This window comes from Haemophilus haemolyticus, from assembly GCF_003490595.1.
GTDB classification, from domain to species: Bacteria; Pseudomonadota; Gammaproteobacteria; order Enterobacterales; family Pasteurellaceae; genus Haemophilus; species Haemophilus haemolyticus_L.
In genome coordinates, this window is sequence record NZ_QQGY01000002.1 from 184,825 (window position 1) to 204,328 (window position 19,504).

The 19,504-nt window shown below is 36.9% G+C and carries 14 protein-coding genes; 4 read left to right on the top strand and 10 right to left on the bottom strand.

Translation table 11 applies throughout. The annotated features are described in order from the left end of the window. Nucleotides 1–101: 101 nt before the first annotated feature. The 4 genes from sucD to DV415_RS02490 are packed head-to-tail and all read right to left on the bottom strand — an operon-like array spanning nt 102 to nt 4,165. Nucleotides 102–983, bottom strand: coding sequence for a succinate--CoA ligase subunit alpha (gene sucD, locus DV415_RS02475; RefSeq protein WP_053465323.1), 882 nt, complete (start codon nt 981–983; stop codon nt 102–104). Continuing rightward, a complete protein-coding gene (gene sucC, locus DV415_RS02480) occupies nt 983–2,152 on the bottom strand; it encodes an ADP-forming succinate--CoA ligase subunit beta (RefSeq protein WP_118782374.1) in 1,170 nt (389 codons plus the stop codon). The genes sucD and sucC overlap by 1 nt, the downstream gene beginning before the upstream one ends. A gap of 35 nt (nt 2,153–2,187) precedes the next feature. Then, a complete protein-coding gene (gene rlmM, locus DV415_RS02485) occupies nt 2,188–3,279 on the bottom strand; it encodes a 23S rRNA (cytidine(2498)-2'-O)-methyltransferase RlmM (RefSeq protein WP_118794397.1) in 1,092 nt (363 codons plus the stop codon). Continuing rightward, nucleotides 3,272–4,165, bottom strand: a complete 894-nt coding sequence (locus DV415_RS02490) for a transcriptional regulator GcvA (protein ID WP_118794398.1) — start codon at nt 4,163–4,165, stop codon at nt 3,272–3,274. The genes rlmM and DV415_RS02490 overlap by 8 nt, the downstream gene beginning before the upstream one ends. A 475-nt stretch (nt 4,166–4,640) precedes the next feature. Between DV415_RS02490 and DV415_RS02495 the strand changes: the two genes are divergently transcribed. Then, nucleotides 4,641–5,672: a branched-chain amino acid aminotransferase gene (locus tag DV415_RS02495; RefSeq protein ID WP_118794399.1), complete on the top strand. Its 1,032-nt coding sequence runs from the start codon at nt 4,641–4,643 to the stop codon at nt 5,670–5,672. A gap of 79 nt (nt 5,673–5,751) precedes the next feature. Here DV415_RS02495 and DV415_RS02500 read toward each other — a convergent pair whose 3' ends face one another. Then, nucleotides 5,752–8,706 (bottom strand): autotransporter outer membrane beta-barrel domain-containing protein, encoded by a 2,955-nt coding sequence (locus DV415_RS02500; RefSeq protein WP_204626715.1) that lies wholly within the window; start codon nt 8,704–8,706, stop codon nt 5,752–5,754. A gap of 193 nt (nt 8,707–8,899) precedes the next feature. Here DV415_RS02500 and DV415_RS02505 point away from each other — a divergent pair, with 193 nt between their 5' ends. Next, nucleotides 8,900–9,283: a helix-turn-helix domain-containing protein gene (locus tag DV415_RS02505; protein ID WP_118794400.1), complete on the top strand. Its 384-nt coding sequence runs from the start codon at nt 8,900–8,902 to the stop codon at nt 9,281–9,283. Between the two features lie 105 nt (nt 9,284–9,388). Here the strand turns inward: DV415_RS02505 and DV415_RS02510 are convergent, their stop codons facing one another. Next, nucleotides 9,389–9,532, bottom strand: coding sequence for a hypothetical protein (locus DV415_RS02510; RefSeq protein WP_005634891.1), 144 nt, complete (start codon nt 9,530–9,532; stop codon nt 9,389–9,391). A 376-nt stretch (nt 9,533–9,908) separates the two neighbouring features. Here DV415_RS02510 and DV415_RS02515 point away from each other — a divergent pair, with 376 nt between their 5' ends. Further along, nucleotides 9,909–10,664 (top strand): Nif3-like dinuclear metal center hexameric protein, encoded by a 756-nt coding sequence (locus DV415_RS02515; protein WP_118794401.1) that lies wholly within the window; start codon nt 9,909–9,911, stop codon nt 10,662–10,664. Between the two features lie 56 nt (nt 10,665–10,720). Here the strand turns inward: DV415_RS02515 and ffh are convergent, their stop codons facing one another. Beyond that, complete coding sequence (ffh, locus tag DV415_RS02520) at nt 10,721–12,109, bottom strand: signal recognition particle protein (RefSeq protein ID WP_118794402.1); 1,389 nt, start codon at nt 12,107–12,109, stop codon at nt 10,721–10,723. A gap of 280 nt (nt 12,110–12,389) precedes the next feature. Here ffh and DV415_RS02525 point away from each other — a divergent pair, with 280 nt between their 5' ends. Next, on the top strand, nt 12,390–13,652 hold the full coding sequence (locus DV415_RS02525; protein ID WP_118794403.1) for an HlyC/CorC family transporter: 1,263 nt from the start codon (nt 12,390–12,392) through the stop codon (nt 13,650–13,652). A 66-nt stretch (nt 13,653–13,718) separates the two neighbouring features. Here the strand turns inward: DV415_RS02525 and DV415_RS02530 are convergent, their stop codons facing one another. From DV415_RS02530 to DV415_RS02540, 3 genes are all read right to left on the bottom strand, one after another. Further along, on the bottom strand, nt 13,719–15,158 hold the full coding sequence (locus DV415_RS02530; RefSeq protein ID WP_118785823.1) for a porin family protein: 1,440 nt from the start codon (nt 15,156–15,158) through the stop codon (nt 13,719–13,721). A gap of 54 nt (nt 15,159–15,212) precedes the next feature. Then, a complete protein-coding gene (locus DV415_RS02535) occupies nt 15,213–16,031 on the bottom strand; it encodes a Slam-dependent surface lipoprotein (protein WP_118785824.1) in 819 nt (272 codons plus the stop codon). 98 nt (nt 16,032–16,129) lie between these two features. Further along, nucleotides 16,130–19,378: a TonB-dependent receptor domain-containing protein gene (locus tag DV415_RS02540; RefSeq protein WP_118794404.1), complete on the bottom strand. Its 3,249-nt coding sequence runs from the start codon at nt 19,376–19,378 to the stop codon at nt 16,130–16,132. Between the last annotated feature and the right edge of the window lie 126 nt (nt 19,379–19,504).

The window sequence follows — 19,504 nt, forward strand, 5'->3', positions numbered from 1 at the left end:
TGTGCGCTGATTATAGCAGTTTTGCGCTCACTTTATAATGGCGAGCATATAAAAATAAAGGCGTAGAGAATCAATCTACGCCTTGTCAAACTAAAGTGCGGTTAATTTTTAGATGATTTTAATACCTTTCTCAAGGCTGCACCAATTTCAGCGAGACTTTTTACACAGGTCACACCTGCAGCCTCAAGTGCTGCAATTTTTTCTGCGGCAGTGCCTTTTCCCCCACTAATAATGGCACCCGCATGCCCCATCCGTTTGCCTTTTGGCGCAGTGATACCCGCAATATAGGCAACCACGGGTTTAGTGACGTTATCTTTTATGAAGGTTGCCGCTTCTTCCTCTGCGGAACCGCCGATCTCGCCAATCATCACAATGGCTTCTGTTTCGGGATCTTGTTGAAATCTTTCAAGAATATCAATAAAACTAGAGCCTGGAATGGGATCTCCACCAATACCCACACAAGTCGATTGTCCAAAGCCTTCATCGGTGGTTTGTTTTACCGCTTCATACGTTAAAGTACCAGAACGAGAAACAATCCCCACTTTGCCTTTTTTATGTATGTGTCCCGGCATGATGCCGATTTTACATTCATCAGGCGTAATCACGCCTGGGCAATTTGGCCCAATCATCACAACGCCTGTTTCATTTAATTTTTGTTTCACCTTAAGCATATCCAATGTAGGGATGCCCTCAGTAATGCAGACAATTAACTGAATCCCTGCATCAATAGCTTCAATTATGGCATCTTTACAAAATGGTGCTGGCACATAAATGACTGTCGCTGTTGCCCCCGTATTTTCGACAGCTTCACGAACTGTATTAAATACAGGTAAACCAAGATGCGTGGTTCCACCTTTATTTGGTGATACGCCACCGACTAATTGCGTTCCGTAGGCTAATGCTTGTTCGGAATGAAAAGTCCCTTGTCCACCAGTAAAACCTTGGCAAATCACTTTGGTATTTTTATCAATTAAAATCGCCATTAGTGTTCTCCTTTTGCTGCATTCACTGCTAATTCTGCGGCTTGTTGTAAACTGTGTGCGGTAAGAATATTAACGTCGCTTTCCGCTAAAATTTGGCGACCGATTTCAGCATTCGTTCCTTCTAATCGCACAACCACAGGCACTCTCACGCCCACTTCATTTACTGCAGCAATCACGCCTTCAGCAATCAAATCACAACGAACAATGCCACCAAAAATATTCACTAAAATCACTTTAACGGAAGGATCGGTTAAAATGATTTTGAACGCTTCAGCAACCCGCTCTTTCGTTGCACCACCACCGACATCAAGAAAATTCGCAGGCTTCCCACCATAGAGTTTCACAATATCCATGGTGCCCATTGCAAGCCCAGCCCCGTTTACCATACAACCAATATCGCCCTCTAAAGCCACATAGTTTAACTGGAATTTTTCAGCTTCTGCTTCACGAGCATCATTTTGAGTTAAATCTTGCAGTGCCAATAAATCTTTATGGCGAAATAAAGCGTTATCATCAACAGATATTTTGGCATCGAGACAAACCAAATTGCCTTGTTTAGTGAGGACAAGCGGATTGACTTCCACTAAAGATAAATCTTTTTCTAAAAACAAACGAGATAAGCCCATAAAGATATCGGTAAACTGTTTGTTTTGCGCACCACTTAACCCTAATTTAAACGCCAATTCACGGCCTTGATAAGGCAATCCTCCAAATAAAGGATCAACGGTGACTTTGTGGAGTAAGTGCGGTGAATTTTGCGCGACTTCTTCAATATTCATTCCCCCAGCAGGAGAAGCAATAAACATAACTTTTTGAGAGGCGCGATCAACAACCGCACTTAAGTAAAATTCTTTATCAATATCGCAAGTTTCTTCAAAATAAATCTGGTTTACTGGCTGACCCAATTTATCCGTTTGAAAAGTGACTAAACGTTGTCCTAGCCATTTTTCTGCAAAAGATCTTGCTTCCTTTACATCGTGCACTAATTTAACGCCACCTGCTTTACCACGCCCCCCCGCATGAACTTGGCATTTCGCCGCCCACTTATCGCCTGAAAGTTGAGCCAGTACCAAATCGACTTCATCAACAGATTGACAGACCGCCCCATTTTTTACGGGTAATCCATAATGCTCAAATAGTTGTTTTGCTTGGTATTCGTGTAAATTCATTCGCGACGTCCTTTTTGGTTATGAAAACAATTCACTCAAGATTTTAATGCTATATGTACCGTGATTTCTTCACGATCGTGATATAAATGTTTTGCTTGAATATCAAAATTTAAATTCTGCTCCGCCAACATAACAGCCAAGTTTTCTAAACATAATATCACTTCTTGATAACGTTTTTTCATCGGTAATTTTAAATTGAAGATGGTTTCTCGGCACCAACCATTCAACAACCATTTACCAATCAATAAAGAAATTCGACTTGGTTGTTCCACCATATCACAGACTAACCAATCCACTGTTTTCCTTTTTTGGGGTTGAAATTTAAAACCATCTTCCGCGCAATGTTCAATGCGCCCCGTATCATGCAAACTCGCCGCCATTTTTCCGTGATCAACTGCATAAACAAATAAACCGCGTTTGACCAATTGATACGTCCAACCACCAGGGCAAGCCCCTAAATCAACGCCAATCATATTTTCATTTAAACGTTTATTCTCTTCTTTACGCGGAATAAAAGTCAAAATAGCTTCTTCTAGTTTTAACGTGGAGCGACTCGGCGCATCTGCCGGAAATTTTAAACGAGGGATTCCCATAAAATGGGGGGAATGATTATCCACATAAGAATATCCCACATAGCAGCAATTCGGTTTTACAAAAAAACAATGTAAAAATTGACCGCTCTTTTGAGTCGCTTTTGCAGAAAGCCAACCTTGTTTTTTCAATGCCTGACGTAAAGGCACAGTAAATTTACGACAAAAAGTGGAAAGCTCCTTCGCTTCATTTGTATCTGCAGTTTCTACAAAAAGTTCGTTAGATTTAGCAAAATTAACTTGTTGTGATAATTCTTCAAATGCTGCCACGATGGGACTAATACGATCAGCGGGATCTAAATCTTCCAATAAATCAGAAACCACAATCATCTGACGAGCAAAAATCAAACGGTTAAAAGGAATGTCTCGAGCAAGGCGATCAGCCTCATTAGGTTGATAACATTCAAAAATGACATAGCCTGAATTATCTTGTACTCGTGCAAAACCAAATACACCTAAATTACTTGCTTGATCGGTAATCTCTGCGGCGACTTCTTTTTCAAAACCTGGGCGACAATATAATGCGAGTTTATTCATTTTCTTTTTGTTTAATTGAGTTAATAATCCACTGACGGAATGCTTGAATTTTTTGGTCATCAAGGCGATCAAGATGATTGACCACATAAAATGATTTTGGATCAGACAAATTGGTTGGCAATACCACTTTTAAAGAGCCATTTTCAATTTCTTGCAAGGCTAATAAGCGATTAGCTAATACAATGCCTTGCCCATGAATCGCAGCCTGTAACGCCATAAATGTATGGCTAAATAACGGCCCTTGCTGAATATTTAAATCGTCTAACTGTAAATGATTTGCCATCGCTTGCCAATTATCACGCGTATGAATATGAATTAATGTGTGTTTTTTTAAATCTTCAGGCTGAATAATTGGATTTTCTGCTAACAATTCAGGCGACGCTAAAATCAATAAATTTTCTCCGCCAAGACGATCCACTTGGAGATTCTGCCAATTACCCAAACCATAATAAATAGCAAGATCAATTTCTTTATTTAACAAGCCTTCATCTTGATCCACACCAGTTAAACGAACCTCAATTTGCGGATAAAGCTGATTAAATTCACTTAAATGTGGCACGAGCCATTGGATACCAAAAGTTTGTGGCACACTAATATTTAAATGCGGATCCGTTTTTAACGTTAACAATCGCTCTGTTGCTTCATTTAAACGACGTAGAATTTTATTAATATCAACAAAATAAGCTTTTCCAAGCTCTGTTAATTCTAAAGAACGATTCTTTCGCTTAAATAATTCAATTCCTAAGAACTCTTCTAATAATTTAATTTGATGACTAACTGCCGCTTGTGTCACACAAAGCTCATCTGCCGCTTTAGTAAAACTTAAATAGCGAGCAGCTGACTCAAAAGCTTTTAGCGAATTCAACGGTGGCAAACGTTTATACATAAGTATTTCCATTCATAAAATTTTTGTCTATAATAGACAAGATTTAATTCGGATTAGTTTTTCTAATACTTCAAATAAAAAAACGTCATTTGTCCTTTTCTACCCTTTTTCCTTACAATACAAACATACTTAATGATTGGTAATTCCTTACTAGTTAATGAGTTTCGGACTTAAGTATGATGTTGTGTTTGCATATAGTTCGGGTAACCGAACTTGAGTAACAAAATCAAGTTACTCATTTACTTCCTGTATATTTAAACCTTATTGGTTAAACGCTACTCTTCTTGAGTGGCGTTTTTTTCTTCCTGATTCTATCACAGTTACATCTTGATTTTCTGATCGACTTCACAAATTTCACAATTATTAGTTAATTTTCTAAAAATTAACCAATTTTGAAAATTTAAGATTCAAATTCCCATAATAATGATGTAGATTAACCCCTATTTCATTCATAAAAATAAATTAAGGAAGCAAAATGAAAGACTTAGACTGGAATAACCTTGGTTTTAGTTATATTAAAACAGATTACCGTTTCATCGCTCACTGGAAAGATGGCAAATGGGACAAAGGCAAACTCACCACAGACAATACCTTACATATTCACGAAGGTTCTACCGCACTTCACTACGGTCAACAATGCTTTGAAGGCTTAAAAGCTTACCGTTGCAAAGACGGCTCAATCAACTTATTCCGTCCACAAGAAAATGCAAAACGCATGCAGAATACTTCTGATCGTTTACTCATGCCACAAGTGCCAACAGAATTATTCATCCGTGCATGTAAAGAAGTAGTGAAAGCAAACGAAGAATGGGTCGGACCTTACGGCTCTGGTGCAACCTTATACTTACGTCCATTTTTAATTGGTGTGGGTGAAAACATCGGTGTGAAAGCTGCGCCAGAATTTATTTTCTCTGTATTCTGCTGCCCAGTTGGTGCCTATTTCAAAGGTGGTTTAACACCATCTAACTTTATTACCACCGAATACGATCGTGCTGCACCAATGGGAACCGGTGGCGTAAAAGTGGGTGGTAACTACGCTGCAAGCCTTCTGCCACATGTATTGGCAGCAGAACAAGGTACGCCAGAACGTAAATTCGCTGATGCTATTTATTTAGATCCAAAAACTCACACTAAAATTGAAGAAGTCGGTGCTGCAAACTTCTTTGGGATCACAAAAGATAATAAATTCATCACACCAAAATCAGAATCTATTTTACCAAGTATCACCAAATACTCTCTTTTACATATCGCAAAAGAGCGTTTAGGTATGGAAGCAATTGAAGGCGATGTTTATATCGATCAGCTAGATCAATTTGCTGAAGCTGGCGCTTGTGGTACTGCAGCGGTAATTTCACCTGTTGGCGGAATCCAGCATAAAGGTAAATTCCATGTGTTCTATTCTGAAACTGAAGTTGGCCCTGTTACCCGTCGTCTTTACGATGAACTAACAGGCATCCAATTCGGTGATGTCGAAGCACCTGAAGGCTGGATTGTGAAAGTAGAATAATTTTTCCTGAAATAAAAAAGCGATAACTCTCCTAAAAGTTATCGCTCTATTTTTATGGAACGTAAATATGAAACATTAATTAGAACAAGTATCTTACACCAAGATGAGCTTGCCAATTTTGTTTAAAGTTATGCGTTGAAGAACGTTGTGCCTCGAAATAGAGTTGCGTATTTTTCGCTTTATTCATATAAGAGAGCCCAAAACCATAAACCCACCAACTTCCTCTATTACTGAATTTCTCAACTGCAACTTCATTAAATGTGTGTTGCATTTCACCTAAAAATTCTCTTTCATACATTAGCTTGACATAAGGATGTAGATTTTTTTCTTTGAAATAATCTATCCCCGCACGAAAACCAATTCTCCCCACTAAACTACGCATTCTTTCTGTTTTAACGCTTGCATCATGTGAGGTTTTAAATGAATAGCCATTCGTAGCGTGATAACTTAATTGTGCTTCTGGTTGGAAATAAATAACACGTTCAGAATTTTGGCTTAGGTTAAAACGTTTCCCCATTTCAGAAGAAAAAATGTATGTAGACGCCATGATGTTTGGAGATGTAATGTCTTTATTTGAATAATTAATTACATTATAGCCACCACGATATCTAATAGCTTTTGCCCAAAAATCCAAATACAGATCGTTTTCTTTGTTTAGCCAAGCAGAATATAAACCTAATTCTTTACCATAAATATGAATTTTTCCACCAAATGTATTCAATCGTGCAGTTGAATTGATGTATCCAAATGAGAGCCCGTTGTAATTAATCCAATTTCCTCTTGCTTTAATCCAATCATAACCTGCTTTTAATCCACGATAACGATTTGTGTATCCTCTCACTTTCACAGTTTCTGTTCCGACATATTCGCCACCAAGAGATTTTACCCAAACATTTTGTTGTTTAACAATCTCTTTATTGAAATGAACCTCTCCCAAACGTTGATGTAAACTTTCAGTTAAAGTTAAATTAGATTGATAGATTAAATCATTCAACACCACTGCAGCCTGAGCCCATGAACTCAAAGTGGCTGGATAAAGATAGAAATCGTGTTTATTGTCAGTCTTAATATCGACTATTTTAGAATCTGTAGATTTACCTATAGAAAAACAGTAAGCCCCTTGTTCGGTACAGCGGATATTCAGTTTATAAATCGCTTTGTTACCTTTTTCATCGCCTCTATTTTCAACAAGTTTAAGGTATTCCTTTCCTGTTGTTTTCGCAGTCGCTTTATCTTTATCTTCATATTCAATAATATGCGTCCCTTCGCTGCCTTTTCGGGTAATCAGCTTGTCCGATTCGCCTTTGACGATGTCGCCATACATTTTGAACACGCCGCCATCGCCCTTGAGCTTGCTCACAGACACTTTGACGAATTTATTGTTGTCGCTAAATTCGACCCGCGCGTCTTCCGACAAATCCAACTCTTTCAGCATTGAATCATTGGTAACCGTCCAGCGCGCGCCGTTGCTCATTTTGAGGTTGACGGTATTTTTTGTTTTGTCGTCGATAACGCTGTCTTTAATCAACCCGTTTTCATCGAAGAAATCTTCAGATTCAGATCTTTTGATTTCTTCTTCGAGTACCGTAACCCTTTCTATCTCTTCTTTTAGATTTTCTATTTGCTTTTTTCCGTTCTGAATGCTGTACTCTAGCGATTTTACTTTTTTTTCTAGTTCTTTTCTCTTTTGGTTGTCATTTTCACCTATTTCAGCCAATTCTTGATTGAATTTATCCAATTCTTTATTTAGTTCATCCAATTTTTTATTTACGGTATCCAAAGCTTTTTTTCTGTTTGGCAATTGTTTCCGTCTTGAATCCAGCTCTTTCTTTTTCTTTTCAATCGACTCTGTATCGGGGGTTAATTTATATCCGTCCGCATCCACGGTTGCGCCGAACATATCTTTCCCTTTGGCAAAGCTCCTTTTCCCGATATGGGCTTCCCCTTCAAAATAAGAATCTTTGTTGGCGAGGTTTACGCTCACGCTGCCGCCGTTGTAGGCGAAAATATCGCCTTTGATTTTGACAACCTTGTCTTCCCCGCCGACAATCTCGACTTTATTGTTTCGCCCCGAAATGGCAAACGCGCTGCCTATGCTTTTGGGTCTGCCTTGCTCGTCATAAACCGGCGTTGCAACGATATCGACATTCCCACGGAAAATCGCTTCTATCTTAGAACCGTCCGGAATCTTGCCGTCATATCCACCTGAATACAAACCAAAACCGTTGCTTTCCGCCTCTTCCTGTCCGTTCCTATCGATTTTAATGTTTACATCGCCCTTGAACTCCATTGTGGTGATGCTTGGAAAATTAGGGTCACTTTTAGTATCACCATAGTGGTTGGCGGTAATGCCTTGTCCATTCTCTTTTCCTGATTTGATGTTGATATTCAGCGTTGAGCCTTCTTCGGAAATAATGCGATATTCCCCTACTTTTTTATCATTATTCAACAATAAAATACCGTCGATTCTAGGGTTGGCATTTGAGTCTGCGTCTACATTGATGGTATTGCGCCCTTTAAAGGTAAGCGTCGCCGGCGCCAAGCTTTTAGATTTCTTCGTATTGATTTTGTCATAAGACATAATGCCGACAGGCGCGTTATGGGCGGCTATGGTTACGTTTTCAAAAGTAACGTTATTTTTGCCCTCATAGCTTTCATCCGCCAACGTCACGGCGCCGCCCCTATGCCGTCTCGGTATGTACGTTTCGGGTAATGTGTACGAATAACCGTTTGTGTTTATATTTCTTTGAATCGAGTTATTGTCAATCGTCGGTGAGGCATCGGCAGAGCCGTCTGCCAATTTGCCTTTTATCGTAATGTTGTTCGTACCGCCGTTGGCGGCAATGATGAGGGAATTTAAGGGTTTGTCTTTGGTAGCGGCATCGTAGGTATATTCTATTGTATCCCCTGTTTGTGAATGTACTAAGGTATAGCCCGACTCTTCAATGACTTTTCCTTGTGCAACTAAAGGAATTAAAAGAATAAATAAGATTTTTCGATTTCTCATAAGAAGGGAATTTTTACAATGTTTCATTATTTTTTACTTAAAGATGAAATTTTTTCAGGTGGAATAGAATTACCTTACCCTGATTATTAATCATCAAAGACTCCATAAAATTTTGGATAAAAATTGTCTAAATGATATACTTCAAGGAAATTTTTACCATAAACAAGTAATATTAAAAACTAACCTAACAATGTGTAAAACCGCACTTTAAGGAAATAAAATGAAAGTCCACGATAAAATTCGCGTAATGAGAGAAATCAATCAATGGTCGCAAGAAGAAATGGCGGAGAAGCTTTCAATGTCACCGAATGGATATGCCAAAATTGAGCGTGGACAAAGCAGCATTAATTTAGATAAATTACAGCAAATTGCGAATGTGTTTAATATTGATATGGGCGAGTTGATTACTGCCCAAGATAAATCATTTTTCTTTAGTATTGGTGATCACACAAATAATAATAGTTATTTTGGTGTAAGTAATATTCTTGCAGCAGAAAATAAAAAATTAAATAGTTTACTGGCAATGAAAGATACCTTATTAGCTCAAAAAGACGATGAAATTAAGGCATTAAAAGAGATTATTGAGCTATTAAAATCAAAATAAAATTATGAAATTTTATTGATAGCCGCAATAAGTGCGAAAACTAAAAAATCTAAATAATAAAAGCCTATCTACAATGTAAAATAGGCTTCTTTATAACCGCACTTTTTATTGATTTAGTCCCCATTGGCGAGAATCTTTATCAAATTTAACACCTGAATGAGAACCTTCTGCGCCGTTAAAATACACATCTTTATTCGCACAAGCTGAAATAATCAACGCACCTGCGATAATCAACAACCATTTTTTCATAAGTAAACCTTTTTGCTAAATTAAAAACGTGCGAATTGTAGCACAACGATGCCATATCCCAACAAAATATTTTGCTTTCCTTGCCATCATTAACACCTCTCACCAAAGCCAAACTTCCCTTCTTTGCTGACAAATTTGACTTATTGAACTATTAAAAAAACGTAAGAAATTTAAACCGCACTTTAAATAAAATAAAAAATTTCTTATTTCCTCTTGATCGCTATAAATTTATGTATATAATGAATCCTGTTTTAGATACTAGATAGTAATTTAATAGTAATGAAACTTGGCTAGTGCATTCCCCCACTCCTTCGCACTAGCCATTTTTTTTGGAATTTTGTACCATATCTCACCTATTTCCAATCAACGATCAATTATGAATAATCTCGAACTTGAACAACTCATTAATCAAAAACTTTCTTCTGATAAAATCAATGACTATGCGCCCAACGGCTTACAAGTCGAAGGTAAAACAGAAATCAAAAAAATCATTACTGGCGTAACGGCGAGTCAGGCTCTAATTGATTACGCAATCAGTCAAAACGCCGATGCGATTTTGGTTCATCACGGCTATTTTTGGAAAAGTGAAAACCCTTGTATCCGAGGAATGAAAGGTAAGCGAATTAAAGCACTTTTAGTAAACGACATTAATTTATATGGCTATCATTTGCCATTAGATATGCACCCAGAATTAGGCAACAATGCGCAATTAGCCAAACTGCTCAACATTGAAAATTTACAACCATTAGAAAAAGGCGCTGTCAGTATTCCTGTTTGGGGTGAATTAAAAGAACCGATGACAGGTAAAGACTTTGCAGAAAAAGTAGAAAAAGTGTTAAATCGAAAACCGTTAATTTGCATTGAAAACGGACCGCACTTAATCCGAAAAATTGGTATCTGCACCGGTGGCGGACAAGGTTATATTGATCTTGCTGCAGAACAAGGCTGCGATGCGTTTATTACCGGTGAAGTGTCAGAACAAACGATCCATTCTGCTCGTGAGCAAGGATTACATTTCTTCTCTGCTGGCCATCACGCAACAGAACGCTATGGCATCAAGGCATTAGGCGAATGGTTGGCAAAAGAATATGGCTTTGATGTAGAATTTAAAGATATAGATAATCCAGCATAAAATACAAAAGTGCGGTAAAAATATTTTTTTTTTAACCGCACTTTTATCTTCTGAAATTATCGTTTAAACATTCCGCCTAAACCACCAAGACCGCCTAAGCCTCCGCCCATTAAGCCTTGCATTCCACGCATCATTTTAGCCATGCCGCCTTTACGCATTTTCTTCATCATACGTTGCATTTCATCGAATTGTTTAAGTAATTTATTAACATCTTGCACTTGAGTGCCAGAGCCTAATGCAATACGACGACGGCGAGATCCTTTGATAATATCTGGGTTTGCACGTTCTTTTAAGGTCATGGAGTTAATGATCGCTTCCATTTTGATAAACATTTTGTCATCTACTTGATTTTTAACATGATCAGGCAAATTTTTTGCACCTGGTAATTTCTCAAGCATAGACATCATGCCGCCCATTTTTTTCATCTCGATCAGCTGCTCGCGGAAATCATCTAAAGTGAAATCATCGCCTTTCTTGAATTTCTGCGCCATTTTTTCGGCTTTTTCACGGTCAACAGAACGTTCAAGATCTTCGATAAGGGAAAGCACATCGCCCATGCCCAAAATACGGGAAGCGACACGATCAGGATGGAAAGGCTCAAGCGCCTCCGTTTTCTCGCCCACACCCAAGAATTTGATTGGTTTACCTGTGATTTGACGAATTGATAACGCCGCACCACCGCGAGCATCTCCGTCCACTTTTGTCAAAATAACCCCTGTAAGCGGCAATGCTTCATTAAAGGCTTTTGCCGTATTGGCCGCATCTTGACCAGTCATCGCATCAACAGTGAAAAGGGTTTCGATTGGATTTAATGCTGCATGGACTTGCTTGATTTCGTCCATCATTTCTGTATCAACGTGTAGGCGACCTGCCGTATCCACAATCAACACATCGTAGAATTTCAGTTTTGCATCAGCAAGTGCCGCTTTAGCAATATCAACTGGATTTTGTTTAACATCCGATGGGAAAAAACCCACGCCAACGGATTGAGCCAAGGTTTCAAGTTGCTTAATCGCAGCAGGACGATATACGTCGGCAGAAACCACTAACACTTTCTTTTTATGGCGTTCACGCAAGAATTTTGCCAATTTACCCACACTGGTGGTTTTACCCGCACCTTGTAAACCCGCCATTAAGATCACTGCTGGTGGTTGGGTTGCAAGATTTAAACTCTCATTGGTTTCGCCCATGGCTTTTTCAAGCTCACGCTGAACGATTTTTAAGAACTCTTGCCCTGGCGTTAAACTTTTATTGACTTCTTCCCCAAGCGCGCTTTCTTTTACTTTTGCGATAAATTCACGCACCACAGGTAAAGCAACATCTGCCTCAAGTAATGCCATACGCACTTCGCGCAAGGTTTCTTTAATATTATCTTCCGTTAAACGGCCTTTTCCTGTGATATTACGTAAAGTTTTGGAAAGGCGATCCGATAAATTCTCAAACATGGCTAACAATCCTGTTTTTCTTAAAAAATTGCGCTGATTATACCGAAATTTAGGCGTTTTTCATCATTTCAAATGAAAATGGCTTTTTGAGTAGGCGATTTCATAAAGAAAGCATAGGAGATAAGGAAAAAGAATGATTATTTAGCCAATTTCGGGTATCATTCTGCCCACTCTTGGCTATTTGAGTAGCCATTTGATTTAGCAAAATCAAATAACAGGTAAAAAGTGCGGTGAAAAATGACCGCACTTTTTGTTGATTAACGAACAAAAGGATTTTCCCTTGGACAGTATTCCCCTTAGTACTTTATTTATTATTCTCATTATCTGTTTAGTGTTATCTGCCTATTTTTCCGGCTCAGAAACCGGACTACTCTCTCTCAATAAATATCGTCTTCGTTTTCTATCAGAACAAGGCAATAAAGGCGCACAAAAAGCAGAAAAACTGCTAGAAAAGCCAGATACCTTGTTAAGCTTTATTCTTATTTTTAATAACCTTGTAAATATCAGCGCATCGGCGATTGCGACCATGATTGGTATGCGTTTATACGGTGATGCCGGCGTGGCGATTGCAACAGGTTTGCTCACTTTCGTGATGCTTGTCTTTTCTGAAATTTTTCCTAAAACTGTGGCAGCAATGCACGCGGAAAAAGTCGGTTTTGTGTCCAGCCATATTTTGACGGTATTACTTAAAATCTTCTATCCGTTAGTTTGGCTAATGAATATTTTTACCAAATTATTAATGCATTTGGTGGGATTAAAACCCGATATGCAAAAACAAGTAATTAGCCGTGAAGAACTTCGTAGTATCGTATCAGAAGCGGGCGAAGCGACGCCTGATGAACAACATCCACAAATGTTGCTTTCTATTTTAGATATGGAAACCGTCACCGTTGATGACATTATGGTTCCGCGCAACGAAATTGGCGGCATTGATATTGATGATGACTGGAAAGCCATTATGCGCCAGCTCAATCATGCGGCACATAACCGAGTGGTGCTTTACAAAGGCAGCCTTGATGAACAAGTACTTGGTATTTTGCGCGTGCGTGAAGCATTCCGCTTACTGCTGGAAAAAAATGAATTTACCAAAGAAACCTTAATTCGTGCCGCAGATGAAGTGTATTTCATTCCTGAAAGCACGCCATTAAAAACGCAACTTGCAAATTTCCGTACAAATAAAGAGCGAATTGGCTTAGTTGTAGATGAATACGGTGATATTAAAGGCCTTGTGACGTTGGAAGATATTTTGGAAGAAATCGTTGGTGATTTTACCACTTCCACCGCCCCAAGCATTGACGAGGAAGTAACGCAACAATCCGATGGTTCCATGATTATTGATGGCTCTGCCAACCTACGCGATCTCAACAAAATGTTTAACTGGGAATTGGATACAGAAGATGCCCGAACCTTTAATGGTTTAATCCTCGAACACTTAGAGGAAATTCCCGATGAAGGCACGGTTTGCGAAATTGATGGCTTGCAAATTACCATTCTTGAAGTGGGCGATAATATGATAAAACAGGCGAAAGTCGTCAAACTTTAATCATAAAAAACTCCGCTAAATTGAACCGCACTTAGAGTTAAATATCTCTCAAAGTGCGGTTTGTTTTTAAAAGTTTTTTTCAAATTTCAATACCACTTCATTCTGTTTATAGCGATATAACATTTCTACGTTACTCTGATGATTTGTATGAATAAAATTGATACTAGGCACAATATCGTAAAATTTGAATTTAGGAATGGCAAAGGTAAACAGATATTTTTGTTCATTGTCTTTTCTTGTTTTTCCTAAAAGTGCATTATAATCTTGATAATCTATTTTTCTAAAAATACCTTGCGCAGTAATATCAATTCCGCTTTCAAAACTTTTATTAATACCTATTCTTAACCCCTTTCTAGCATATTGATCAATTTTTGATTCTGTTGAAAACTTTTTCGCATAATCCAATCCACCAAATAAAATCCAATCATTTGGTAAGCTATAAACTAAAGTAGAAAAGAAAGAGAGAATTTTTCCATCTTGATAAGATAAATTACGATCTTGATATTTTTCCCATTTATATTCTGTTTGCAAAGAAAAGTATAAATTCGGATTGAAAATCGTTGAATAGGAGATATTAAACCCTTTTCTTTCGCTATACCAATGATGATAGGCTCTTGTTTTTTCAATTAAAGGGTAAAGATCTAATTGATTTTTTTGATCTTTAAAACGGTATCCTAATCCAAGTGAAATATTATGTTCAGTAAATTCTGATTTTTTCGGATAAAACTCACCATAAGCTAATCCTTTAAAAATAATACCTTGATTATTTAATATTTCAGTATATTTATTTAATACCGCTTCATAACTAAATCCTGTGCTTTTTTGAATAGTTGGTCTAGTTCGTGTAAATTCTAATGTACCAAGATAAGGATTTTCGACAATTTCTTTACTAGTTTCATTACCAGATTGATTTAAATTAGAATTATAAATTGTGCCAAAAGAAAAAGATCCTTGCCACGATTGACGATAATCAAGTTGTGATAAATATTGGTTTACACGTGCCATTACATTTGGTTGTTGTGGCAATGCTATCTGATTAAAAAGAATTTTAGATTGATTGTTTTGCCAGTTTAGAAAATAGAGTTTAGCTAAATCTAATTTTCCGCGTGTGAAATCAGGTTCTTGTTGAACAAGTTGCTCGTAAAGCTGAATGGCTTTTTTGGTATTTCCTTGATTAAATGCAATATTCGCTTCTGCAAATAAAATCATTCCTCGTTCTGCTTGCGGAAATTGTTTATAACGGATTAATAAATATTGAATATCATTCGTTTGTTTGTGATTAATTGCGAGAAAAAGAGCGGTCATTATTTCTTCTATATTATTACTCACCTCAAATTCTTGGTTGTTTATTGTTAATGTAGTAAAGAATTTATCTTGTTGAATAAATTGTTGTTCTTGTCGTTGTTGATTTAATTGAGATTGTTGCTGTAAGCGAAAATCTTTTTCTTGATTTTCGGCAAGTACCAAGAAAGGAATAAAAAGAAGGATAAAAGAGAATTTCGACATAAAACATCCTGTTTACAATAAGGCTTGCTTTCGCAAGCCTTTTGTTTATTAAACTTAATTTTTAGTACCGCCAAAGGCTGTGTTGTATTCAGGTTTTGAAGCAAAGGTTGCCATACCTGCCAAGCCTTCAGCTTTAGCACCGTAGAAACGGCCTTCTGATTTACCAGTTACTCCTTCAGCTTTAGCACTTCCCTCAAAGGTTGCATCCCTTTTATTGATTTGGCTTTGAATAGAGAGTTTTAAATCAGGTTTAGATAGAGAACCCTCAATAGTTCCAGCATCAAAATCAACATTGAATTTACCTGTCATTAGTGCCCTATTGAAGTCATTATATTGATTAATACCTTTAACTTGATAAACAGCATTACCTTTTGGTAAACGTTTTGTCGGATTAGAACCAACATAATAAACACTGACATTTTTTTCTTGGGTAGTTTGGCCACTCACATTTTCCCATTCGCCGTAGTAGGTATCCATATTACCAACTTGTTTAAAGGACAATCTTCCTAACCCAGTATGATCTGGCATAATTAAAGTCAATTTAGGCATTTTGTATAATTTTGCCACAACTACGCCATTGGAATCTTTTTTAGCAACGCCAGTAATATGCGAAATCCATTTGTCTGCACGCTCAGCCATTAAAGCCATTGATTGACCTTTATTATTTGCTGTTTTACTTAAGACAGCGGGATCATTAGGAATACTACTGTCATATATTTCAACGCCAGCCTTTCCATCTTTTTCTCCTGCCTTGATTTTTATATATCGAGTTTGATTTGTATCAGTTGATACATTTCCCACTACCTGCGCTTGTGTAAAACCAACAACCCCACAAGCCATTACTGCTACTGCAATTTTACTTAGTTTTTTCATAATAATTTCCTTATTATAGAAGGTTTATAAAATCAAAACATTAATCGTCTTGAGCCAAAATCATCATATCATAAAATAAATATGATAATTATTTTCATTTAAAATTTTGCGGTAAAACCTAATTTGATCGTTCTTCCTGGTGCAGGCATACTAGAACGTGTGAGTGGATCAAGATAATAACGATCAGTAATATTTGTTCCCACCAATTCTAATTGAAGGTTTTCATTTACTTTATAGGAAGCATAAGCATCAACCACTAATACTGGATTCCAGCGATTGGTTTCAGAGCTTCCTAAGAAGCCCGCATCTCTTAATGATTTTGCACGGCTGTCTTTTACTTGAGAATGATAAAGCCAGCGAGTACCTAATTCTAAGCGCTCATCAAATGCTCGAATACCTAAATTTGCAGTAATAGAATATTTTGGTGCAATTGTATGTTTTAAATATCCATTATTATTACCACCATTTACACATTCAGGAAATGCTCTAGTTCTTTTTCCTGTAAGTCCGTTATAATCCCAACCTCCTCTATCTAAAATAGTAGAGTTTTTATCACAAAATTTATTTTTTAGATTATAAACTACACCTAAATTAGCAAAGAAATTTCCTTGATCATAACGAGCTTGTAATTCCAACCCAGATAAAATTCGTTTGTCAAATTGTTTTAGTTCATAATTTATATCTCGATCAAATACATTTTTAGTTAAATTATGAAAATAATTTAAACGAATATCTGCACGACGAGCGTTAGATAATAAGTTGCGTAAATCTTGTACATAACCTACTTCAATATTTTTACTATGTTCTGGTTTTCGCTTATAGAATGGATGGAGTTCTATAATTGAATAGCCAATTGTATCTTCAAAAATACTTGGCATTCTTTTAGTCTCAGTATAACGAGCATATAAACGAATATTATCTTTTACTAAAATAGTTATCCCCAAAGATGGTGACCAAGCATGAGCACTTCGTTTTGCCTTTTTCATTCTTTCCCATTGTTCAGGTGTTGGATTTTTCTTAGCCAAAGCTGATGAAAGAGTAATAGTTTTTATAACTTTTTCCATTCTTCCTGTATCTTTATTATATATTTCTTCATCAAGTTTATCTTTTGGGAAATACTTGTTTATAGCAGATTCATTAAAGTTAAAGTTTCCATATTCATCTCTCTCAAAGAATATACTTCTCCATATAGGCTCAGAATTTCTTACTGCTTTATCGATCGCATAATCTTCTTCTGTAGGTCTATGTAAATTCTCTTTTTCTAATTTTTTATCAACATATTTTTCCATTTCATTAAGCCAATTGTCATAAGCACTGTCATCATCAGGTGGTGGATTCTTTGCTTCAAATTCATCTTCATATTCTAGTTTCTTATTGCTTGCTATTTTATAAGTATTTAGTCTCTTTCTTATCTCATCGTCTAATTTCACAAAACCATAATAACTTAATTCTAAAGCGGCAGGATAAAATACTTCTTCCCTTTGTTTATCTTGAATTTGTTTTCTTAATCCATCATCACGAGATTTATAATGAGTATATTTCGCGCCTGCATCTAACACTAACCAATCCACAGGGCTATATTGGAAATTAAAGCCAACATTAAACTCTTTGCGTTTGCCATGACGTTCACCACTCATATAATAATCCCAACTAGGGCAATATATTTTACTGTTCTTCTTACCACCACCAACCCAACCACCACATACCTCGTTTGCAAGTGGAGTATTTTTGGTAAATTCATTTTCAGAATTTAGATTCTCCCATTTGTAATTACTCATTACATCAAAATTTAATTTTGGAGTAACTTCAAAACGGTTGCTGGCATAAACACCATAATGATTATCTTTTGACCATTGTGCTTGCGCTTCTTTGGTATCAAAAACCCCCTTAATATTTGGTGTTTTATCATTGGAATTAGCGTATTCTTTCCATTTTTTACGCATTTGTTTTATATATTCGGCTTTATCTATTAAATATTTTTCATAACCTTCTTCCCCTGGTTGTTTAATTTCAGGTGCAACAAGATCAGTTCCTACAGAATTAAATCCCATATCATCAAAAATAATATCGGAAGGGCTTCCGCCTGAAGTATTGGTTTTGGCATGATTAAATACAGCATAGGCTCCAAGGCGCAAATTCACCCATTTATTATTTTCAGGGTTATATTCAAAATCTGTATTCACTGCGGTTTGTTTTACATTGGCAAGCGGCCATTGTAGAACTGTGCCTTGTTGATAGCTGGTTTGCCATAAACGAGAAGGCATTATCTCACCATAATGCATATCGCTATGGCGCAAACCAAATTTCCATTTTGTATGATCATTAAATTTAATTGTGGCTTTGCCTAAATAGGACTCGGATTCAAAAGACGTATTTGGGACTTCTTTTTTCGGATGATAAACAATCGCTATCCAGGGAATATAAGGATCATCACTTCGATAATAATCAGGATTAATATCATGGGCCTTTGCGTATTCATCTAAAGTTTTTCCCTCACCATAATTATGACCACCCTTTCCACCAGAAAAATAATTGCCTTTGTTACGATAAGCATAAGCAAATAATCCTTCAAAATGCTCATCTTTTGTTGCTATAGCTAGTCGATAGGCATTATCATTAAAAAATTTATTGCGTCCTTTGGCACGCGCAGGATAACGATCGGATGTTCTAAAATAAGCTGAAATAGCACCTAACCCCATATCTTCAGGATGATCGAGTTTTCGGAAATCTTGACCAACAGGAATAGGATAACCACGTTGCTTAATAGAATTGTTAGCTGTTTCAGCTTTAAATTCGATACCAAATTTTTCACCTTTTTTAATAATGTCATCAGGTTCTAATGTGCTTAAACGAATAGTGCCCGCTGCGCCACTATCTAAAGTGCGGTTTAAATTTGGGCCTTTTTCAACAGTGACACTGCTAATTAAAAATGGATCAAGATAGTTACGGTTGCTCACACCCGCAAAACCACGCCAAACTGTAATAGCTTGTTCCGTGCCATCGACTAAAACGGGAATTCGACCTTGCCCCTGTACACCACGAATATTTGGATCCAAGGCACCGCTATTACGTGCATCACCGCTATATACGCCCGTTGTGCCAGTCAATAAATCCGCTACAGAATGACCTTTGTAAGTTTCAATTTCTTTCTTGCTTTTATATTCGGTTACTTGGTTTTCTGAAAACATTTTATCTTTACCTGCCTCGGCTTTACTTTCAGAAGTCCCTAAAACAGAGATCGTATCAAGCTGATTTATTTGTGGGGAAGCATAGATAGTTTGATGAATGAGCAAGGTGAGGGGACATAGCATAAAGGAAAATTTATGTTTCATTTTTTGAATCTCCATATAAAACAATAACGATTATCATTTAAATGTTAGTCCTATTTTTTTGTATCCGCAAAGGAAAATTGTTTATTTTGTGATCGATGTAACAAAATTTTTCACTAAAAATTTTTTGACTTAAATCACAAG